The following is a 20,541-nucleotide window of genomic DNA, read 5'->3' on the forward strand; positions in this document are numbered from 1 at the left end:
CCGCGGGCCTACTTGAAGGGGATGGGTTCGTGGCACGCGAACGGGACGGCGACCTCGTACGCGCCGTCCCGCAGCCGGACGAGCGCCCCGCAGCCGAAGCTGTTCTTCTGCCCCTTGGGCTCCGCCCGGTCGCCGACCAGCGTGCCGGTGTCGGAGAAGGTCCGCGCGGCGCTCTGGAAGGTCTCCGGGGTGAGGTTCCTGCCGGCCTTGCCCGCGATGGAGAGGAACAGGTCCGCGGACATGTACCCGGTCATCATGTGCATGTTCAGCGGCAGATCCTGCCCGCCGGCCGCCGCCTTGATGTCGGCCTTGAACCGGGCCATCGCCGGGTTCCGCGACTCGAACGGCTCGAACTGCAGGAGGACGTACACCCCGTCCAGCGCCTGCCGGGTGGCGTCCTTCGCGAGCAGCCCCGGGTCGTAGTCGGTGGGGTCGGTGAGCACGCCCCGGTAGCCGGCGCGCTTGAGCGCGGTGAACAGGCCGATGTTGTTGGGGGTCTGCATGACGGAGACGACGGCGTCGGGGGCCTTGCCGCCGTTGCTCGCCAGGATCTCCTTCACGTACGCGGACCAGTCGTTCGGCACGGCGGTGCCGGGCACCGACGCCTTCGCGTAGGACACCGTGAACCCGGCGCTGCCGAATCCCTGCCGGAAGGTCGCCACGCCGAACTTCCCGGCGTCGCTGTCATTGGCGATGATCGCGACCGACTTGCCGGCCGCCCCGCCGAGGATCCGGGCGACGCCCTCGGGCCAGGTCTGGTTGATGGTGCCGCCGGGGGTGGGGACCAGGCAGCCGTTGAACCCGTAGATGTACTCCGGTCCGCAGAAGGAGGGGAGGGTGCCCCAGCCGAAGGTGGGCACCTTCTCGCGCTGGAGGAAGTCCGCGCCGGAGAAGGTGACGGAGCTCATCGGGGAGACCGCGAAGACCTCGTCCTGCTGGACGAGCTTGCGGGCGGCGGCCGTGTTCTTGCCGGGGTCCTGGCCGTCGTCCTCGGCGCCGATGTAGTCGATCGTGCGGCCGTTGACGCCGCCCTCCGCGTTGGCGCGCAGGTAACGGGCCTTCGCGCCGAGGTCGGTGTCCTTCTTGCTGTACCCACTCGCGCTGGTCATCGACACGATGCCACCGACCTTGATCGAGTCGGCGGTGACCCCGCGGGTGGTGCCCGGCGCGTCCCCGGTCCGGCCAGGCGAGGTGCCGTTGGTCGAGGCCGAGTTGCAGGCGGTGACGAGCGCGAGGGCCGCCGCCGCGGCGGCGAGGGCGTGGATGGGTCGCAGCATGTGTGGAATCCCCTCCGGTCGGAATCCCCGCATTCTGTGCGTGACCTGACGCACCGTCAATATTGCCGACCAAGTGAAATGACGGATCGTCAGATCATGTCGATCGGGATCACCCCGACCCGTCAGCCCTGGTACAGGGCAGCCACCTCCGTGGCGTAGGCCTGCTCGATCGCCCGCCGCTTCAACTTCAACGACGGTGTCAACAGACCGCGTTCCTCGGTGAACTGCTCGGCCAGCACCCGGAACGTACGGATCGCCTCCGCCTGCGACACCAGGGTGTTGGCGGCCACCACCGCACGGCGCACCTCCGCCGACAGCTCCGGGTCGTGTATCACCCGCGCAGCCGCCTGCTGGGGCAGCCCCCGCATGGACAGCCAGTGCGCGACCCCCTCCATGTCCAGGGTCACCAGCGCCGCGATGTAGGGCCGGTCGTTGCCGACCAGGACGCACTGCGACACCAGGGGATGCGAGCGCACCCGCTCCTCCAGCGCCGTCGGGGAGACGCTCTTCCCGTTCGACGTCACCAGGATCTCCTTCTTGCGCCCGGTGATCGTCAGGTACCCGTCCGCGTCGAGCCGCCCCAGGTCCCCGGTCGCCAGCCAGCCGCCGCGCAGCACCTCCTGCGTGCCGCGCGGATCGTTGAGGTACCCGGAGAAGACGTGCCCCCCGTGCAGCCAGACCTCCCCGTCGTCCGCGATGTGCACCGAACCGCCCGGGATGGGCGGTCCCACCGTCCCGTACTTCGTCGCCCCCGGCGGATTCGCCGTGGCTGCGGCGGAGGACTCCGTCAGCCCGTACCCCTCGTACACGGTGATCCCGGCGCCGTCGAAGAACAGCCCCAGCCGACGCGACATCGCCGACCCGCCCGACATCGCGTGCCGCACCCGCCCGCCCATCGCCTCGCGGACCTTCCCGTACACCAGCTTCTCGAAGACCTGGTGCTCCACGCGCAGTGCGGCCGACGGGCCCGGCCCGGTGCCGAAGGCCTTCTGTTCGCGGGCCTCGGCGTAGCGCACCGCCGTTTCCACCGCCCGGTCGAAGGGGCCCGTACGCCCCTCGGCCTCCGCCTTGCGTCGCGCCGCCGCGAACACCTTCTCGAAGACGTACGGCACCCCCAGTACGAAGGTCGGCCGGAACGCGGCCAGGTCCGGAAGCAGTTCGGCCGCCGCCAGCACCGGCTGGTGGCCGAGCTTCACCCGGGCACGGACGGCGGCGACCTCCACCATCCGACCGAAGACGTGCGCGAGGGGCAGGAACAGCAGCGTCGAGGGCTGCTCGCCCGGGCCGGCGCGGAAGACCGACTCCCAGCGGTCGACCATGGTGTCCGCCTCGAACATGAAGTTCGCGTGCGTCAACACGCAGCCCTTGGGGCGACCCGTGGTCCCCGAGGTGTAGATGACCGTGGCGGTCGCGTCGGGCGTCACCGCGCGGCGGTGGCGGTGCACCACGTCCTCCGCGACCCCGTGCCCGCCCTCGACCAGTTCCGCCACCGCACCCGCGTCGAGCTGCCAGAGCCTGCGCAGGTCGGGGAGGCGTTCGATGACGGAGCCCACCGTCATGGCCTGGTCCTCGTTCTCCACGACACAGCCGGTGCACGAGGAGTCGTACAGGATCCAGTGCACCTGCTCGGCCGACGAACTCGGGTAGACCGGCACCGGCTGGGCGCCGATCGCCCACAGCGCGAAGTCGAACAGCGTCCACTCGTACCGGGTCCGGGACATCACGCCCACCCGATCCCCGAACCTGATGCCCTGGGCCAACAGCCCCTTCGCGAGCGCCAGCACCTCGTCGGCGAGTTCCCCGGAGGTGACGTCCCGCCAGACCCCGCCCGTCTTGCGGCCGAGCACCACCCGGTCCGGATCCTGCCGGGCATGTTGGAAGACGACGTCGGCCAGACCGCCGACCGGCACGTCGGTGACCACGGGTGGGACGGTGAATTCGCGCAAGGGCCCGCTCCTCTCCGCGCAGTTTCGCTCCGCACGGCGCCGGTGACGGTACCCCACCCGGGGGCCCCGCGGGAGGTGGTCCGAACAACCGATGCGAAGCCATCACCACTGGTCAGCGCCGTGGGCGCGAGGCTCGTGGAGATCGACGGGTGATCGATGGGTGATCGATGGGTGATCGACGGAGGAACGGGCGAGGATCTCCACGACATCTGCGCGAGCCCCGCACCGCGACCACCCCGCCCCGGCCGGTGCCCGCAGGCTCCCCGGCCCGCCCCCGACCCGTGTCCGCAGGACCGCCGGCCCGCGTCCGCAGGGCCGCCGACTCGTGTCCGCAGGGCGCCCGACCCGTGTTCGCAGGACCGCCGGCCCGCGTTCGCAGGGCCCCCGTCCGCAGGGTCCCCGGCCGTGTCCGCAGGGCCCCCGGCCGTGTCCGCAGGACTCCGGCCCGTGTCCGCGAGGACCTCGGCCCCTGTCCGCGGGGGTCAGGCCGGCCGGCTCAGCCGGTCGCCGCCCGAGAGGATCGCGGCCGCCAGCGCCTCCGCGGCCGGGGTCGACCGCTGCCCCTGGAGCAACGCGAACTCCACCGGCCCCAGTTCCGGCAGCCCGCCCACCCGCACCAGGCCCGGCGGGATCAGCCCGCGGGTGTGCGCCATCACGCCGAGCCCCGCCCGGGCCGCCGCGATCAGACCGCTCAGGCTGCCGCTCGTACACGCGATCCGCCAGGCCCGCCCGTCCCGCTCCAGGACCTCCAGGGCCCGCGCCCGGGTGATTCCCGGCGGCGGGAAGACGATCAGCGGAACGGGACGCTCGGGGTCCACCCGCAGTCCCTCCGCCCCGATCCACACCATCCGGTCCCGCCACACCAGCCGACCCCGCTCGTCCCCCCGGCCGCGCCGCTTGGCCAGCACGAGGTCCAGCCGCCCCGCGTCCAGCCGCTCGTGCAAGGTCCCCGACAACTCGACCGAGAGCTCCAGGTCCACCTCGGGGTGCTCGTGCCGGAACCCCTCCAGCACCTCCGGCAGCCGCGTCAACACGAAATCCTCCGACGCCCCGAACCGCAGCCGCCCCCGCAGCCGGGTCCCGGAGAAGAAGGCCGCCGCCCGCTCGTGCGCCTCCAGGATCGTGCGGGCGAAACCCAGCAGCGCCTCGCCGTCCTCCGTCAGCTCCACGCTGTGCGTGTCCCGGACGAAGAGCGGCCTGCCGGTTGCGTCCTCCAGCCGCCGCACGTGCTGGCTGACCGTGGACTGCCGTACGCCGAGCCGTCCCGCGGCCTGCGTGAAGCTGAGTGTCTGCGCCACCGTGAGGAACGTGCGCAACTGAACCGGGTCGTACATGCCGTTCATGGCCCCAGGCTATCGCCGTTCGCGATGACAGTCAGTTCGGTGTGCGGGTTTCCCGATCACCGTTCGGTACCCGACGATGAAGGAGGCCGGGGATCCCGCGCCGAGCCCCCTTCCGACGTTCCGCCGCGACCCGCCGAGCCCCGAGGCGGTCAGGCCCCGAGAGCGAATGAGCACCGCGCGCATGCGACGCCCCCACCCACCCTCCTGGCTGCCCCTGGACCCGTACGTCCTGGCCCTGCTGGGCACCGTCGGCCTCGCCGCCCTGGTGCCCGCCCGCGGTCAGGCCGCCGGCGTCGCGCAGGGCGCCACCACCGCGGCCGTGGCCCTGCTCTTCTTCCTCTACGGGGCCCGGCTCTCCACCCGCGAGGCCTTCGACGGGCTGCGCCACTGGCGGCTCCACCTGACCGTGCTCGCCTGCACCTTCGTGCTCTTCCCGCTGCTCGGCCTGGCGGCCCGCGCCCTCGTCCCGAGCGTCCTGACGCCCCCGCTTTACAGCGGCCTGCTCTTCCTCTGCCTGGTCCCCTCCACGATCCAGTCCTCCATCGCCTTCACCTCGCTCGCCCGGGGCAACGTGCCCGCCGCGATCTGCGCCGGATCCTTCTCCAGCCTCGCCGGCATCTTCCTGACCCCCCTGCTCGCCGCCGCGCTGCTGGGCAACGGCGCGGGCGGCTTCTCCCCCGACTCCCTGTGGAAGATCGCCCTCCAGCTCCTGCTGCCCTTCGTCCTCGGGCAATTGCTGCGACCCCGGCTCGGCGGTTTCCTCCAGCGCCACAAGAAAGTGCTGGGTCGCGTGGACCGGGGCTCGATCCTGCTCGTCGTCTACACCGCCTTCAGCGCGGGCATGGTCGCCGGCATCTGGCACCAGGTCAGCGTCCTGCGGCTGGGCGCCCTGATGACGGTGGAGGCCGTGCTCCTCGCGGTGATGCTCCTGGTCACCTGGTACGGGGCGAAGCGCCTCGGATTCGGCCGCGAGGACCGGATCGCCATCCAGTTCGCCGGGTCGAAGAAGAGCCTCGCCGCCGGACTCCCCATGGCCGGCGTGCTGTTCGGCGCCCACGCGAGCCTCGCCGTGCTCCCGCTCATGCTGTTCCACCAGATGCAGCTGATGGTCTGTGCGGTACTGGCCCGTCGACGCGCCCGTGACGCGACCCCCGAACTCCCCGCCGACCGTGTGGCGGAGGTCTCCCGGCCGGGCCGACACCCCGCGCCGCGGGCCCGGTAACGTGCGGCGGTGACCTGGATACGCCCCCTCGCCGCCCACGCCGAACGACCCTGCACCCTGGTGGTCTGCCGGGGCTGCTGCTGCGGGGACCCCCGCAAGAACCCCGGCTCCGACCACGCGGGCCAACTCGCCCGGCTGCGCGAGGCCGCCGCCGCCTCCGGGGGCCGCCTCGCCGTCCGTACCAGCGACTGCCTCGGCCCCTGCGCCCAGGCCAACGTCATCGTGGTCCAACCCACGAGCGAGGCCCGCCGCAAGGGCGCCCGCGCGGCCTGGTTCGGCTGGGCCCTGGACGACACCGCGACCGACGAGATCATCGCGTGGGCCGAGGCCGGCGGCCCGGGGACCAACCCGATCCCGGCGACCCTCGACCTGCACCGCATCGACCCCCCGGAGCCGAAGCCGACCCCGACCCGACGCGGCCGCCGGGGACGTTGAAGGCCGGGGACGTTGACGGGCGAAGGCGTTGACCGAGGTGGGGGAGTTGACGGCGGGGGTGTTGACCGGGGTGGGGGAGTTGACGGCGGGGGCCCGGGGCCGCGACGGGTGACGCGCCGCTACAGACTCACGCGCTGCTCGCCCGCGTAGATGTTCATGTCCGGGCCGCGCAGGAAGCCCACCAGCGTCAGCCCCGTCTCCACCGCCAGGTCCACCGCCAGCGAGGACGGCGCCGAGACCGCCGCGAGGACCGGTACCCCCGACATCACCGCCTTCTGCGCCAGCTCGAACGAGGCCCGCCCCGACACCAGCAGCACCGAACCGGTCAGCGGCAACCGACCGGCCTGCAACGCCCGCCCGACGATCTTGTCCACGGCGTTGTGCCGCCCCACGTCCTCCCGGAGGTCGAGCAGCTCTCCCTCCGCGGAGAACAGGCCCGCCGCGTGGAGCCCTCCCGTACGGTCGAAGACCTTCTGGGCCGCGCGCAGCCGGTCCGGCAGCAGGGAGAGCAGCTCCGCGCTCACCCGGACCGGGTCGGCGTCGATCCCCGGGAACCGGCTCGCCGTACGCACCGCGTCCAGGCTCGCCTTCCCGCACAGCCCGCAGGAGGACGTCGTGTAGACGTTGCGCTCCAGTGTGATGTCCGGCACCGGCACCCCGGCCGCGAGCTGCACGTTCACCACGTTGTAGGTGTTCGAACCGTCCGAGGTCGCCCCCTCGCAGTAGGTGACGGCCTGGACGTCCGAGGTGCGCGCCAGCACGCCCTCGCTCACCAGGAAGCCCACCGCCAGCGCGAAATCGTCGCCCGGCGTGCGCATCGTGATGGCCAGCGGTTTGCCGTTCAGCCGGATCTCCAGCGGCTCCTCGGCCACCAGCGTGTCCGGGCGGGCCCCCGCCACGCCGCCGCGGATCCGGACGACGCGACGGCGTTCGGTGACCCGTCCCATGTGATCAGTCCACCGTTCGTTCCTCGTCGTGCACCTGACGGGCCCATTCTCGCGGATCCGCCGTCGCGGACGCCCCCGGCAGGAGGATCCTCGGAATTCTCCAAATTCAGGTGCCTTAATCCTGTCGGGTCACGCGCACACGTACCGACCGGTAGCAGGCGAAGCTGGGTGATCCTGACTGTCGACGAGGGGATTCCCGCCCATGACCGGTTCACGCGTGGTGGCGCTAGGGCACTACCAGCCCGCGAAAGTGATCACCAACGAGGACCTCGCGGCCATGGTCGACACCAACGACGAGTGGATCCGATCCCGGGTCGGCATCAAGACGCGCCACATGGCGGGACCCGAGGAGCCGGTCGACGAGCTGGCCTTCCAGGCCGCGGGCAAGGCCCTCGCGAACGCCGGACTCACCCCCGACGACATCGACCTCGTCCTCGTGGCCACGTCCACCGCGATCGACCGTTCCCCCAACATGGCCGCCCGTGTCGCGGCCAAACTGGGCATGGGCGGCGGCCCCGCCGTCATGGACATCAACGTCGTCTGCTCCGGCTTCACCCACACCCTGGCCGCCGCCGACCACGCGATCCGCGCCGGCGCCGCCACCCGTGCCCTGGTGATCGGCGCCGACAAGATGACCGAGATCACCGACTGGAGCGACCGCACCACCTGTGTGCTGACCGGTGACGGCGCCGGCGCCGCCGTGGTCGAGGCGAGCGAGCAGCCCGGCATCGGCCCGGTGCTGTGGGGCTCGGTGCCCGAGATGGGTCACGCCGTGCGGATCGAGGGCTCGCCCCCGGTCTTCGCGCAGGAGGGTCAGGCCGTCTACCGGTGGACCACCAGCCGGCTGCCCGCCCTCGCCCGCAAGGTCTGCGAGAACAGCGGGATCACCCCCGAGGACCTGGCCGGCGTCGTCCTGCACCAGGCGAACCTGCGGATCATCGAACCGCTCGCCGCGAAGATCGGAGCCGTCAACGCCGTGGTCGCCCGCGACGTCGTCGACTCCGGCAACACCTCGGCCGCCAGTATTCCGATGGCCCTGTCCAAGCTGGTCCAGCGCGGCGAGATCCCCTCCGGCGCCCCGGTCCTGCTCTTCGGCTTCGGCGGCAACCTCTCGTACGCGGGTCAGGTCATCCACTGCCCGTAGCCGGCCGGGACCGAGGCGCGGGAGACGCGGGGCCGTCCACCCCCGGGCCACTTGCGAGACGGTCCGTCTCGCCAGGCCCTGCGGGGTATGCCCGCAGGTCAGAGCGGCGCGTCGGATTCCACCGGAGCCGAATACCTGGTCGGAACCACGTCGATCCCCTGCTATTGTTGTCCATGTCGCCGCGGGAAACCGGGGCCGACCACCTGGTCCGGGTGGCGGAATGGCAGACGCGCTAGCTTGAGGTGCTAGTGCCCTTTATCGGGCGTGGGGGTTCAAGTCCCCCCTCGGACACCAGCACGAAAGCCCCACTTCGGTGGGGCTTTTCGCGTTGTGCGGCATCATGGCCCTGAACGGGGCGAGGGGGAGAAACGTGTCGCAGCACGATCCGCGCAACAGGGCTGTGGTCGCCGGGCGTTACCGGCTTGAGGAGCGGTTGGGCAGGGGCGGGATGGGGACCGTCTGGCGCGCGACCGACGAGCTGCTCGGGCGGTCGGTCGCCGTCAAGGAACTCCACGTCGGGGACGGGACGGAAGCCGCCGGTGCCCTGCGCGAGGCGCGCACCGTCGCACAGGTCCGGCATCCGCACGTGGTCGTCGTCCACGACGTGGTGGAGGACGACGGGCGGCCGTACATCGTGATGGAACTCGTCGACGGTGGGTCCCTCGCGGACCGGCTCGCCGCCGCGGGCCCGCTGGACCCCGCCGAGACCGCCCGCACCGGGCTCGCCCTGCTCGGCGCCCTGACCGCGGCCCATGCGCGCGGGGTGCTCCACCGGGACGTCAAGCCCGCCAACGTCCTGATGGAGGCCGGTACCGACCGGGTGGTCCTGACCGACTTCGGCATCGCCCACCTGGCCGGCGCCACGACCATCAGCGAGACCGGCGCCTTCGTGGGCTCACCCGAGTACACCTCGCCCGAACGCATGCAGGGCGCCGCGGCGGGACCCGAATCCGACCTGTGGTCCCTGGGCGCCCTGCTGTGCGCCGCCCTGACCGGGGAATCGCCCTTCCACCGGGACTCCCTCGGCGGGGTGTTGCACGCCGTCGTCCACGACGAGATCCGCCCGCCGGCGAAGGCGGGGCCGCTGCTGCCGGTCATCCGCGGCCTGCTGGACCGGGATCCGGGGCGACGGTTGGACGCCGCCGAGACGAAGCGGTTGCTGTCGGCGTACGTGGCCACCGGCACGGTGCCCCTGCTCGATCGGGCCGCCGCCCCGACCCCGCCCGCCGGGACCTCGGGCCGGAGGGGGGCGCCCGGCACCGCCGCCCCGCCCGGCTATTCCCCGACCGAGCACGTGGTCCGGCCGGCCGGCCCCACCGCCGCCCCCGCCCGCCCGGCGCTGCGGATCGGGTTGGTCGTGGCCCTGGTCGTCCTGGCGGTCGTCGCCACGGTGACCGTGACCTCGCTGCTGGACGGCGGGTCGCGGGGGCGGACCGACACGGCCGGCCCCGCTGCCACGGCCCCGGCCGGGGCGCCCGGCTCCGCGGCCGGGGCCGTGGCCTCCCCGAGCCCCGCGAACGCCGTCCCCTCGCCCACGGCGCCCGCCACCCCCGGGGGGTCGCTGACCCCGCGGTCCGAGCGTTCCGTGCCCACCAAACCCGTGCTCACCACGCCCGCACCCACCAAGCCCGCGCCCGCCGGCTACCGCACCGTCGTCGATCGGGAGGGGTTCAGTCTCGCCGTGCCCGAGGGGTACCGGCGCACCACCGATGACCAGCGGGTCTTCTACGTCTCCCCGGACGGGGCCTTCCGCATCGGCATCAAGTCGACACCGCCGGTCGCCGGCGGGCCGCCCGCGGCGATGCGGGCCTCCGACGCGGGCGGCCCCGACACCAATCCCGGCTATCGGGACAACACGGTCGTGCGGACCACCCACAACGGACTGCCCGCCGCGCTGTGGGAGTTCACCTGGAACGGATTCACCGCGGCGGAGGGCCCCCGCCACACCTTCGACCTCTGCTGGGACGAGAACGGCGGCATGTACGACGTCTGGGTCTCCGCCCCGGTGGGACGGCTCGGAGAGGCGCGGAGCCACTTCGACGCGGCGCTGGACTCCTTCGTCCCCCCGGCGTGAGTCCCGTCAGGTTTCGTCCGTCCCCCCCCCGGCCTGAGTCCCGTCAGGTCTCGTCCGTCCCCAGGACCACCAGCCCTCCCGGCGTGGTCAGGCTGCCCGGGGTGAGCGGTGCGAAGGTGTGGGGGAGCGCCAGCCGCGGCCGTTCGGCGTCCTCCGGCACGGCGGCGAAGAGGTACGCGGCCGCCGCGACCGGGTCGCTGACCAGATGGGGGCCGTCCGCGCCGGCGCCACCGCCGACCGGGGTACGAAAGAGCTTCCGCAGGTGGCGCAGGGTCTCCGGGGTGATCCCGGCGGGCGAGGCCGGCGGGACCGGGGGACTCGGAGCGTTCGCCGCGCCCGTGACGTCCACCCGCACGGCGGGAGCGTCCGCCGGGAGCGCGCCCGACAGGAGGAGGGCCAGGAGCACCGGGACCGCCGTGCGGCGCAGTGCGTCGCCGGCGCGCCGCAGCCGGTGCGCGTGCGGCCCGGGCAGGGACAGCGCGAGGCAACCGGCGGCCCCGTCGCTCTCGATCGGCGCGACCGGGCAGACGGCCCCGGGTGAGCAGGCGCGCAGGTCGAAGACCGGGACACCCGGCGCCATCGGGTCGAGGGCATGGAACAGGACGCGGCCGTCGGTGACGACGGCCGGCGGTGCCGGCGCGGCCGGCCGGCGCCACGCCACGTGATCCGCGCCGAGTTCGTGGTCGAGCCCGGTGAACGGGCACGGCCCGATGCCGGCGGCGGGCGCGCCGGCGCGGAAGTCCGGCCACCGCCACCCCGGCGGAGTGCCGGTCCCGTCCGCCGACCGCGGGACGGCGACCTCCGCGTGCGGGTACCGGCCGAGGGGGACGGCGGCCTGCACGCCGTCCCGCGCCAGGGCGCGCCGGAGCTGCCCCGCGAGGCCCCCGAGACCCGCCAGGCCCGGGGCGGCGAGCCGGTCCAGGGCCGGTCCGCGGCCGTAGACCCCCGCACCGGGCCGACAGGCGTACCCCTCCTCGCACAGCATCGACAGCAGTGGCGCGAGCTCGGCTTCGGCCAGGCCCGATTCGCGCCCCAGTTGGGAGGTCCGTACGCCCAGCGGTCGACGCTCCAGGACGCGTACGACGGCCAGCGCGCGGCGGGCCTGCGCGAGGGCCTCGGCCGCGGCGCCGAGGGATCCGCCGGTACGGGGGACCCCGGTCAGGGGCGGCCGGGGTGGCGGGCCCACGCCCGGGGCGGCCGGTGCGGGCGCCGCCGGCGAGGGGTGGAACGCCGCCAGCACGGCCGTCAGCCCCGGCTTGGGCAGCGGCACCGGCCCCAGGTCGGGATCGTCGAGCTGGTCCACGTAGCGCAGGACGGCCGCCTGCGCGCACAGCCGGACCTCGCGCAGCTCCCGCCGGCCGGCGGGCCGGTACCCGCGGCGGCCCAGCTCCCGTGCCCATACGCGGGCGTCGTGGTGCTCGCCGCGCCGGGAGTGGTCGAGGAAGAGGCAGTAGGCGGCCGCAGCGGTACGGGCCCGCCCGGAACCGGCCGCGAACTGCCACCAGAACCGGGCTCCTTCGCGGAGACCGGACAGGTGCAGCAGGCAGCCGAAGACCACCGCGCCGGCCAGGTCGGTGTGCCCGCCGCGGGCGAAGGAGGCGAGCCGGGCCTCCGCGTTCGGATCGCATACCGCGCCCAGGCAGGCCGACTTCAGGTCGCGCCGTGCCCGTTCCGCGTCGAGCGGCACGTCCCGGGCCGGATCGCTCCAGCCCGTGGGGGAACCGCGCCGCGCGCGGCCGGCGGGCGTGCGCGGCAAGCGCAGCAGCCGGGCCTCGGCCGCGCCGAGGTCGTAGTGCGGATAGCGGTCGGGGACGCCCGCCCGGGCCAGGAACTCGGCCAGGGAGCGAGGGGTTCCGTCGCGGTCCCGGCTCTCGCGCGGCCTCATGACTCGACGGACGCGTCGAGCAGCCGGGCGAGTCGACGGTGCGCCTGGCCGAGCTGCGAGCGGACCGTGGCCTCGTCGACCCCCATCACCGAGGCGGCCTCGCCGGGAGTGCACTGGAGCCCGTAGCGCAGGATCACGGTGTCGCGCTGTCGCTCGGCGAGCCGGGAGACGGCCGAGTAGAAGCGGATGGTGTCGGTCAGTACCTCGTACTGATCGCAGTGGGCTTCCTTGAGCGCCGCCTCGAAGGCGCTGATGTCCATCGGCCGGGGGCACGGGACGCGCCGGTGCTGCCGATCGACGATCCGTTGTTTGAGGACGGTCCAGGCGTAGGCGTCGAGGCGGTCCATGTGCAGCATGCGGAGCCAGTCGCCCATGAGCGTGTCGAAGGTGGCGTCGACCGCGTCCTCGGCGGCGGCGTCGGAGCCCAGTTGGAGGTAGGCGAACCGCATGTAGGCGGGCCGCCGGTTGGTGTGGAAGGCCCAGAACGACAGCCGCGCGGGCGGATCCCACTGGGTCATCGGAGTCGGCTGCCGTCGCCGGCTCGGCAGTCCCACGGCACCGCCGGGCTCCTCCGGTCCGCCATCGTTCACCGCTCCACCCCATCCCCTGAGCCCTCATCCCCTGGGCGCTCGCACCGCCAGCGTGTCAGCGCGGGCGCACTCGGAGGGCGTAGAGAAGAAAGCTGGAAGCAATCGGCACAGTGGTGATCGACTTGCGACCAACTTCGATCGAGCCGCCCCGCAACCGGCGCATACGCATATGCCGTTCGCCTGCCTGTCCCTCCGGTCCCTCCGGCGCCGCGTCGACGGCGCACCGCGTGTGACCATCCCAAGATTCACTCGTTTGTCGGAGCGTGGGCACATCACAGCGATTCGGTACCACCGCAGTCGAGCAGGCCGAGGCGGCCATCGTCGAGCAGTACCCCCGACTGGTACGGCTCGCCTACGTGACGCTCCCCGGGACTTCGGGGCGGCACGCGCGCGTACTGCTGGCGCACAAGGTCGTGCAGCGCGCGCTCCCGCACACCGGGGGAGGGGGCACCGGGGCCGACGGGCCGGGCGGCCCCGGCGCCCCGCTGGAGGACGTGCGGGTGCGCGTCCTGCGCGCCTCCCTCGCCCGGGCCGGCCGGACCCGCGCCGCCCTGGCCCGGCTCTCCTGGCCACCCGCCCCGCCCTTCGTCTGGGGGCTGCGCCTGTGGCCCCCGGCCGGCGGGATCGACGAGACCGCCCGCCTGCTGGCCGGGGCGTCCGCACCGGTGCGGGCCGCGTTCGTGCTGCACCGGCTGGACGGCCTGCCCGAGGAGAGCGTCGTACGACTGCTCCGCGCGGCCGGCGCCGGCGACGCGGCGGACGCCGTCCGGAAGGCGGTGGCGGTGCCCGTGGAGGACGTGGGCGACGCGGACACCGCCGACCCGGACGGCGGGCCCCGCGCGGGGGAGGCGCTCCCGGGGGCCTTGCGGAACCCGGAGTTCGACGCCAGCGTGGTCAGCGCCCGCCCCACGGACCTGCTGCGTCGCCGCCGCAGGGTCCGGGCCGTATGGGCCGCGACGGCCGCGCTCGCCGTCGTCGGCGGGCTCCTGGCGGCCCACACCGCGTCGAGGGCCCCCGACGCCCGGCCGCTCGCCGGGCCGGTGGCGGCCGGCGCCCTGGATCCCGCCCGGCTGGTCAGGGTGCCGGCCGAGGCCTGGGCCGACACCGCCCGGGTCGACTTCACCGCCTGGCCCGCGCGGGGCGCCCGCGCCGCCGACCGGGCCCTGCTCGCCCGGGCCCTGGGCACGTGGGCGGCCCGACCGCGCGAGGTGCCGGTGACGGCCGCGCCGGGGACGCCCACGGACCCGCCGGCCCGCCCTCCCCAGTTGCTGTACGCGGGGGACAGTGACGGCCGGGCCGTGGTGCTCCTGTTCGACGCGGACCGGGTCGTCCGCTACGCCGAAGCCGCCGAAGGGCCGCGAGCCCGGGAGCTCGCGTTCGCCCGTACCGACGAGTCCGGGGTCACCACGGCCGCCGCGCTCAGCCTCGGCCGCACCGGGACGGCCGCCCGGTACCTGCTCGCACCGTGGATCGCCAAGGCGGGCACCCGCGACCTGACGCGGGCCGGGGACCCGGCGAAACCCCTGGACGTCGCCGCCGACGGGGTCACCGCGCCCACCGCGGTGCCCCGCGCCGAGGGCGCCTGCGACAACTGGCCCGCACTGGAACTGACCTCGTCCGCCCGCATCGTGGAGAAGCACGCCTTCGTCCTCGCCGACCTGGGCGCGCTCACCCCCGTGCACCTCACCTACACACCACTGCCCACCGGACCCGGCGCGGTCTCCGCACGCCAGCCGCGCGAGGCCACCGGAACGGCCGCCCGGGCCGCCTGGGCGCCGGTCGCCTGCCGGTTGCGGGAACTCCCCGGCGCCGGGGTGCGCGCCGTCAACATCTGGGACTTCGCCGACTCGGAGCTCCCCGACGGAGGCGGCCGGGCCGTCTGGTCCTGCACCCGAGCCTCCGGCCGGGCCGGCCCCGGGGACGTGCTCGTCCAACTGCGACCGCCCGCGGGCCCGCCCCAGGACGTGGCGCGGGCGCGGGCCACCGCCGCCTGCGGACGCTTCGGGCAGCACCTTCTCGCGGGCACCCGCTGGCGCTCCCCGGCCGGCCGCTGGTACCAGCTCGCCGCCGGCAGCCGGGAGGTCACGTCGATCACCGCGACCGGCGCGGTCCGCGCGGAGAGCAAGGGACGCAGCCTCGCCGCGCCGGCCGGTGTCCGGGGCGCCGCGGTCACGCTGACCGGGAGGCTGGCGAGCGGCGCCGGGATCACCGCGCTCGACGGGGCGGCCGGCGGCCGGGACTGAACGCCCGGGCCGGACGCCGCCCCCGGCCCTCTCGGGTGCGGCCGTCCACCCCGCGGCGTGCGGCCGTCCACCCCGCGGCCGCCGGTCGGGGCCCCGGCCCTCCGGCTGTAGCATGGCCCCATCGCGAGGGCCGTGACGGAGAGGTCACTGTCCTCGCTTTTGTGTTCGGTCCACCCGTGGAAAATGCGGGACGGCGCCTTTCGGCGGTTCGATACGATGAACAGCATCACGATCCGTCACGACGGGTCGTCACGCGTAAATCCGTACAAATGAAACGAATGGAGCATCCGAGGATGGCTCGACACCTGATCACCAGCGCGCTTCCCTACATCAACGGGATCAAGCACCTGGGCAACATGGTCGGGTCGATGCTTCCGGCGGATGTGTACTCCCGGTACCTCCGCCAGCGCGGCCACGACGTCCTCTACATCTGCGCCACCGACGAGCACGGCACCCCCGCCGAACTCGCCGCCAAGGCGGCCGGCATCTCGGTCTCCGAGTTCTGTGCGCAGGCGCACGACGCCCAGAAGGCGATCTATGACGGCTTCGAGCTGTCCTTCGACTACTTCGGCCGCAGCTCCTCGCGGCAGAACGCCGAGATCACCCAGCACTTCGCGCGGCGGCTCCAGGAGAACGGCTTCATCGAGGAGCGGGCGATCCGGCAGGTGTACTCGCCGGTCGACGGCCGCTTCCTGCCGGACCGCTACGTCGAGGGCACCTGCCCCCACTGCGGCTACGACAAGGCCCGCGGCGACCAGTGCGAGAACTGCACCCGCGTCCTGGACCCCACGGACCTGATCGAGCCCCGCTCCGCGATCTCCGGCTCCACCGAGCTGGAGGTCCGCGAGACGAAGCACCTCTTCCTCCTCCAGTCCAAGCTCCAGGTCGAGGTCGAGGCCTGGGTGGCGGAGCACGAGGAGGAGTGGCCGCAGCTGGCCTCCTCGATCGCCCGCAAGTGGCTGACCGAGGGCCTGCACGACCGCGCCATCACCCGTGACCTCGACTGGGGCGTTCCCGTCCCCGCCGACACCTGGCCCGAGCTGGCGGCCGAGGGCAAGGTCTTCTACGTCTGGTTCGACGCGCCGATCGAGTACATCGCCTCCACAAAGGAGTGGGCGGACGCCGATCCGGCCAACCGCGACTACAAGGCGTGGTGGTACGAGGCCGAGGACGTCCGGTACACCCAGTTCATGGCCAAGGACAACGTCCCGTTCCACACGGTGATGTTCCCGGCCACCGAACTCGGCACCCGCGAGCCGTGGAAGAAGGTCGACTACGTCAAGGCCTTCAACTGGCTGACGTACTACGGCGGCAAGTTCTCCACCTCGCAGAAGCGCGGCGTCTTCACCGACCACGCGCTGGAGATCCTCCCGGCCGACTACTGGCGCTACTTCCTCATCGCCAACGCGCCCGAGTCGGACGACTCGTCCTTCACGTGGGAGCACTTCACCGCCACGGTCAACAAGGACCTCGCCGACACCCTCGGCAACTTCGTCAACCGCGTGCTGTCCTTCTCGCGCAAGCGCTTCGGCGACGAGGTCCCCGCGGGCAACGCGGCCGGCGAGGCAGAGGCGAAGCTGGGCGGGCAGATCGCCGAACTGCTCACCGAGTACGAGGGCCACATGGAGACCCTCCAGTACCGCAAGGCCGCGGCGGCGCTGCGCGCCCTGTGGTCGGCCGGAAACTCCTACCTGGAGGAGAAGGCCCCCTGGCTGGAGATCAAGACCGACCCCGAGGGCGCGGCGCTCACCCTGCGGACCGCGATGAACCTCATCCACCTCTACTCGGTGGTCTCCGAGCCGTTCATCCCGTCCTCGGCGCGCGCCATGCGCTCCGCGTTCACGCTCGCCGAGGACACGGCGACGTGGGTGACCCCGGAGCAGGCCAGGTCGCTGGACGCGGTTCCGGCCGGCACGCCGTTCACGGTGCCGCCGGTGCTCTTCGCGAAGATCACCGAAGAGGACCTGGAGTCGTACCGGGAGCGTTTCGGCGGCTCTCCGGAGGCCTGAGGCCCACCTCTTCACCCGAGTGAGGGGCGCGACCCGTGAGGGTCGCGCCCCTCACCCGTGTCCGGCGCGGGTCGGGGGAGGGTAGGGGAAACCCCACCCCGAAGTGTCCACTTGGGCGTGCGGACCCCACCGGGGGCGCGCGGCTCCAATGGACCCATGACCCCTTCCCCGCCCCCTTCCCCCGCCTCCTGGTGGACCGCGCCCCGGATGACCGCCCTGTGGCTGCTCGCGGCCACGTGGGCCCTGGGCTTCCCGCTGTTCTCCACCCTCGCCCCGCACCGGCTCTGGGGCTGGTGCGCCGCCGTCGGCTACCTCGGCGCGGCCTGCCTCGCCGCCCGCCGGCCGGGGGCCGCCGTCGCGGTCGCCCTGACGGGCGCCGTGGCCGTCCCGCTGCTGTGGCTGGTGCTGACCGGGCAGGGGCAGAGCGAGGTGACGGTCATCGAGCGGTCCGGGCGCCTCCTCCTGGACTCCGGGCGGATGTACGTGGACCGGCCCGTGCGGGTCGAGGACTACACCCCGTACCTGCCGGGCATGGCGGCCTTCGGCGTCCCGAGCGTGCTGCCCGGCCCGACGGGCGACGCCCGCCCGTGGTGCGCGGCGGCCCTGTTCGGCGGGTGGTGGGCGGGGCGCCGGGTGCTGGGCGCGGAGTCCGGGGCCCTGCTGCCCGTGCTGGTGGCCTCGCCGGTCCTTGCGCTGCCGCTGGTCGTGAGCGGTGTCGACCTGCCGCTGACCGGGCTGTGCTGTCTGGCCCTGGCGGCTGCCGTGGCCGGCCGGCCCGTGCTCGCCGGGGCGGCCCTCGCGGGGGCGTGCGCGCTGAAGTGGACGGCGCTGCCCGCCGTGGCGGTGGCGGTCGCCGTCCTCGCGGCCGCTCGGGGCCGGCGGGCCGCGGTGCGCTGCGCCCTGGTGGCGGCCTTGGGGACGGCCGCGCTGGTGCTGCCGAGCGCGCTGCTCCAACCGGCGCAGATGTGGGGGCAGGTGTTCGCCTTCCCGACGGGCCGGGCCGAGGTGCCGACCCCGGCGAGCAGCCCCCTGCCGGGTCGTCTGCTCGCCGAACTCGGCCCATGGGGCTGGTATCTGACGATGGCTCTGCTCGCGGCGGGCGGCCTCGCGGTGGCCGCCTCGCTGGTGACGCGGCCGCCCCGGACGCTGCGGGCCGCCGCCGACCGCCTCGCGATCGGCTTCACCGCGGCCTTCCTGCTGGCTCCGGCGGGCCGCTTCGGGTACCTGGCGCTGCCGTTGGTGCTCTCCCTGTGGGCCCGCTCGATGACCCTCCCGTCCCGCTCCCTCGTCGTCGCGGGCTCCGGGCGGCCGTCGGTGGCCGGTCAGGCATCGCCGCCCCCGACCCGTACCGGCGGCTGCCCGGGCGCGGGGGCGCCGGGCGCGGTCAGGCCTGTACGCCCCGCAGGTGGGCCAGTACGGCCAGGACCCGTCGGTTCCCCTCCGTCGGGTCCAGGTCCAGCTTCATGAAGATGCTGCTCGCGTGTTTGACGACGGCCGCCTCGGTCACGAACAGCCGGGCCGCCAGCGCCTGGTTGTTGAGCCCCTCCGCCATCAGGGCCAGGACCTCGCGCTCGCGCGGGGTGAGGCGCGACAGCGGCAGGTCCGCCGTCCGGGCGCTCAGCAGGACCCGCACCACCTCGGGGTCGAGGACGGTCTGCCCGCCGGCGACCCGCTCCAGCGCGTCGAGGAACTCGCCGACCTCGCCGACCCGGTCCTTGAGCAGGTAGCCCAGCCCACCGATGCCGTGCCCGCGCCCGCCGCCGGTGAGGAGCCGGGTCGCGTACGCGGTCGCCACGTACTGGGACAGCACCAGAACCGGCAACGAGGCGTCCCGGGAACGCAGTTCGAGCGCGGCCCGCAGCCCCTCGTCCCGGAAGTCGGGGGGCATCCGCACGTCCGTGACGACCACGTCGGGCCGCTCCGCCTCCACGGCCCGCACCAACTGATCGGCGTCGCCGACGGCGGCGAGCACCTGATGGCCGCCGCGGGTCAACAACTCGGTGAGACCGGCCCGCAGGAGCACGGAGTCCTCGGCGAGGATCAGCCGGAGCACGGCACCTCCACCCGGAGTTCGGTCGGTCCACCCACCGGACTGGACACCACCAGCCTGCCCTGCAACATCGCCACCCTGTCCGCGAGACCCGCCAGGCCCGCTCCCGCGCCGGGATCGGCCCCGCCGCGGCCGTCGTCGGTGATGGTGAGAGTGAGCCGGTCCGCCTCGACCCTACCGGCGATGCCGATGTGCGCGGCCCCGCTGTGCTTGGCCGCGTTCGTCAGGGCCTCGGTGACCGTGAAGTACGCGGTGATCTCGACGGATTCGGGCAGCCGGGGCAGGTCCAGGTCCACCGTCACGGCCGCCGGGTGACGTTGCGCGACCTCGGCGACGGCGGCGGCCAGACCGTGGTCGGTGAGCACCCGAGGGTGGATTCCCCGTACGAGGTCGCGCAGTTGCTCCAGGGCCAGCCGCGCCTCGCCGCGCCCCCGGGCCACGAGCGCGGCGGCGTCGGCGGCCCCCGGGACCTCGCGCAGCTCCATCTCGGCGAGCCCCAGCGTCATGCTCAGGGCCACCAACTGCTGTTGCGCCCCGTCGTGCAGGTCCCTTTCGATGCGCCGCCGTTCTGCCTCGAAGGCGTCGACGAGACGGACCCGCGAGCGGGTCAGTTCCCACACCCGGGCGTCCTCCTCGCGCGGGCCGAGGAGCAGCCGTACGGTCTTCACCTGCGCCCCGGCGAGCAGCGCCCCGGCGTACCCGGACACGGCCAGCCCGAACAGTCCGACGGCGGTGCCGCCAAGGGCCTCCAGCGGGCCGGACACCGCCCGGCCGGGGATCAGCATGACGTGGTCCGGGGCGACGGCCCACACGAACACCGGGGTCGCGACGAGGATCAGGGAGAACGCGAGCAGTGCGAGCACCCCGAAGCCGGCCGCCCCGAAGACGGGCCCGAGCAGCACGGCGTACCCGAACTCCCGCCAGGTGGACCGTTCCCGCAGTCGGGTGCGCAGCCGGGCGGACATCCGGGCGCCGGCGAGCGGGGCGTGCGGGTCGGCGACCGGCGCCGGTTCCACCCACCGCAGCCGCCGCCGCTCCAGGCGCCCGAGCGGCACGCCCAGCGTCGCGGCCGCGGTCAGCAGCAGCAGCCCGACGCCGACGACGGCGAGCAGCAGCCCCAGACCGACCAGCCCGAGCAGGGCGAGCAACACGGCGTAGCCCAGGACGGATCCGGTGCCGAGGTATCCCCAACAGCGCCAGGGCCACCAGGACATGAGGAACCGGCCCGGCCGCCGCAGCACGCTCCACACGGCGACGGGCGGTTCCCGGGGCGGCTCCGGGAGGGCGGCGGAAGCGGACATACAGGCAGCCTATGCGACCGCTCCGCCGGTCCCCGGGACGTGTCACACGGCCGGGCCCGACACCGGGACCGCCCC

At 74.0% G+C, this 20,541-nt stretch carries 15 protein-coding genes and 1 tRNA gene; 8 read left to right on the forward strand and 8 right to left on the reverse strand.

Going from position 1 to position 20,541, the window contains the following annotated elements:
* Positions 1–8 precede the first annotated feature (8 nt).
* From ACFYW3_RS02540 to ACFYW3_RS02550, 3 genes are all read right to left on the reverse strand, one after another.
* Positions 9–1,277, reverse strand: coding sequence for an ABC transporter substrate-binding protein (locus tag ACFYW3_RS02540; RefSeq protein WP_389385300.1), 1,269 nt, complete (start codon positions 1,275–1,277; stop codon positions 9–11).
* A gap of 122 nt (positions 1,278–1,399) precedes the next feature.
* Positions 1,400–3,223: a long-chain fatty acid--CoA ligase gene (locus tag ACFYW3_RS02545; RefSeq protein ID WP_351761291.1), complete on the reverse strand. Its 1,824-nt coding sequence runs from the start codon at positions 3,221–3,223 to the stop codon at positions 1,400–1,402.
* 482 nt (positions 3,224–3,705) lie between these two features.
* Positions 3,706–4,557: a LysR substrate-binding domain-containing protein gene (locus ACFYW3_RS02550; RefSeq protein ID WP_351761309.1), complete on the reverse strand. Its 852-nt coding sequence runs from the start codon at positions 4,555–4,557 to the stop codon at positions 3,706–3,708.
* Between the two features lie 190 nt (positions 4,558–4,747).
* Here ACFYW3_RS02550 and ACFYW3_RS02555 point away from each other — a divergent pair, with 190 nt between their 5' ends.
* Together ACFYW3_RS02555 and ACFYW3_RS02560 are read left to right on the forward strand one after the other, a co-directional pair.
* Positions 4,748–5,788: a bile acid:sodium symporter family protein gene (locus tag ACFYW3_RS02555; protein WP_351761294.1), complete on the forward strand. Its 1,041-nt coding sequence runs from the start codon at positions 4,748–4,750 to the stop codon at positions 5,786–5,788.
* 9 nt (positions 5,789–5,797) lie between these two features.
* Positions 5,798–6,223 carry a (2Fe-2S) ferredoxin domain-containing protein gene (locus ACFYW3_RS02560; RefSeq protein WP_351761297.1) on the forward strand — a complete coding sequence of 142 codons (426 nt, stop codon included), beginning with the start codon at positions 5,798–5,800 and terminating at the stop codon, positions 6,221–6,223.
* Between the two features lie 119 nt (positions 6,224–6,342).
* Here ACFYW3_RS02560 and fdhD read toward each other — a convergent pair whose 3' ends face one another.
* Positions 6,343–7,170 carry a formate dehydrogenase accessory sulfurtransferase FdhD gene (gene fdhD, locus ACFYW3_RS02565; protein WP_389385301.1) on the reverse strand — a complete coding sequence of 276 codons (828 nt, stop codon included), beginning with the start codon at positions 7,168–7,170 and terminating at the stop codon, positions 6,343–6,345.
* 202 nt (positions 7,171–7,372) lie between these two features.
* Between fdhD and ACFYW3_RS02570 the strand changes: the two genes are divergently transcribed.
* The 3 genes from ACFYW3_RS02570 to ACFYW3_RS02580 all read left to right on the forward strand — a co-directional run bounded on the left by ACFYW3_RS02570 (position 7,373) and on the right by ACFYW3_RS02580 (position 10,388).
* The gene (locus ACFYW3_RS02570) at positions 7,373–8,314 is read left to right on the forward strand and encodes a beta-ketoacyl-ACP synthase III (protein WP_266950531.1); all 942 of its coding nucleotides are present in this window, start codon (positions 7,373–7,375) and stop codon (positions 8,312–8,314) included.
* 206 nt (positions 8,315–8,520) lie between these two features.
* Positions 8,521–8,608: transfer RNA gene (locus ACFYW3_RS02575), tRNA-Leu, on the forward strand.
* Between the two features lie 46 nt (positions 8,609–8,654).
* Complete coding sequence (locus ACFYW3_RS02580; protein ID WP_389385302.1) at positions 8,655–10,388, forward strand: protein kinase; 1,734 nt, start codon at positions 8,655–8,657, stop codon at positions 10,386–10,388.
* Positions 10,389–10,431: 43 nt separating this feature from the next.
* Here the strand turns inward: ACFYW3_RS02580 and ACFYW3_RS02585 are convergent, their stop codons facing one another.
* Together ACFYW3_RS02585 and ACFYW3_RS02590 are read right to left on the reverse strand one after the other, a co-directional pair.
* Complete coding sequence (locus ACFYW3_RS02585; RefSeq protein ID WP_389385303.1) at positions 10,432–12,273, reverse strand: hypothetical protein; 1,842 nt, start codon at positions 12,271–12,273, stop codon at positions 10,432–10,434.
* Positions 12,270–12,791 (reverse strand): sigma-70 family RNA polymerase sigma factor, encoded by a 522-nt coding sequence (locus ACFYW3_RS02590; RefSeq protein WP_351763676.1) that lies wholly within the window; start codon positions 12,789–12,791, stop codon positions 12,270–12,272. The genes ACFYW3_RS02585 and ACFYW3_RS02590 overlap by 4 nt, the downstream gene beginning before the upstream one ends.
* 335 nt (positions 12,792–13,126) lie before the next feature.
* Here ACFYW3_RS02590 and ACFYW3_RS02595 point away from each other — a divergent pair, with 335 nt between their 5' ends.
* The 3 genes from ACFYW3_RS02595 (at position 13,127) to ACFYW3_RS02605 (ending at position 18,582) form a co-directional block, all read left to right on the forward strand.
* Positions 13,127–15,106 (forward strand): hypothetical protein, encoded by a 1,980-nt coding sequence (locus tag ACFYW3_RS02595; protein ID WP_389385304.1) that lies wholly within the window; start codon positions 13,127–13,129, stop codon positions 15,104–15,106.
* Between the two features lie 293 nt (positions 15,107–15,399).
* The gene (metG, locus tag ACFYW3_RS02600) at positions 15,400–17,115 is read left to right on the forward strand and encodes a methionine--tRNA ligase (RefSeq protein ID WP_351763680.1); all 1,716 of its coding nucleotides are present in this window, start codon (positions 15,400–15,402) and stop codon (positions 17,113–17,115) included.
* Between the two features lie 156 nt (positions 17,116–17,271).
* Entirely contained in the window at positions 17,272–18,582 is a 1,311-nt protein-coding gene (locus ACFYW3_RS02605; protein WP_389385305.1) for a glycosyltransferase 87 family protein, read from the forward strand.
* Here ACFYW3_RS02605 and ACFYW3_RS02610 read toward each other — a convergent pair.
* Together ACFYW3_RS02610 and ACFYW3_RS02615 are read right to left on the reverse strand one after the other, a co-directional pair.
* Positions 18,500–19,168, reverse strand: coding sequence for a response regulator transcription factor (locus ACFYW3_RS02610; RefSeq protein ID WP_351763733.1), 669 nt, complete (start codon positions 19,166–19,168; stop codon positions 18,500–18,502). The two genes, ACFYW3_RS02605 and ACFYW3_RS02610, sit on opposite strands and share 83 nt — an antisense overlap.
* Positions 19,156–20,466, reverse strand: coding sequence for a sensor domain-containing protein (locus tag ACFYW3_RS02615; RefSeq protein ID WP_351763735.1), 1,311 nt, complete (start codon positions 20,464–20,466; stop codon positions 19,156–19,158). The genes ACFYW3_RS02610 and ACFYW3_RS02615 overlap by 13 nt, the downstream gene beginning before the upstream one ends.
* Positions 20,467–20,541 lie beyond the last annotated feature (75 nt).

Origin of the sequence: Streptomyces sp. NPDC002602 (genome assembly GCF_042889445.1) — a bacterium.
Taxonomy (GTDB): domain Bacteria; phylum Actinomycetota; class Actinomycetes; order Streptomycetales; family Streptomycetaceae; genus Streptomyces.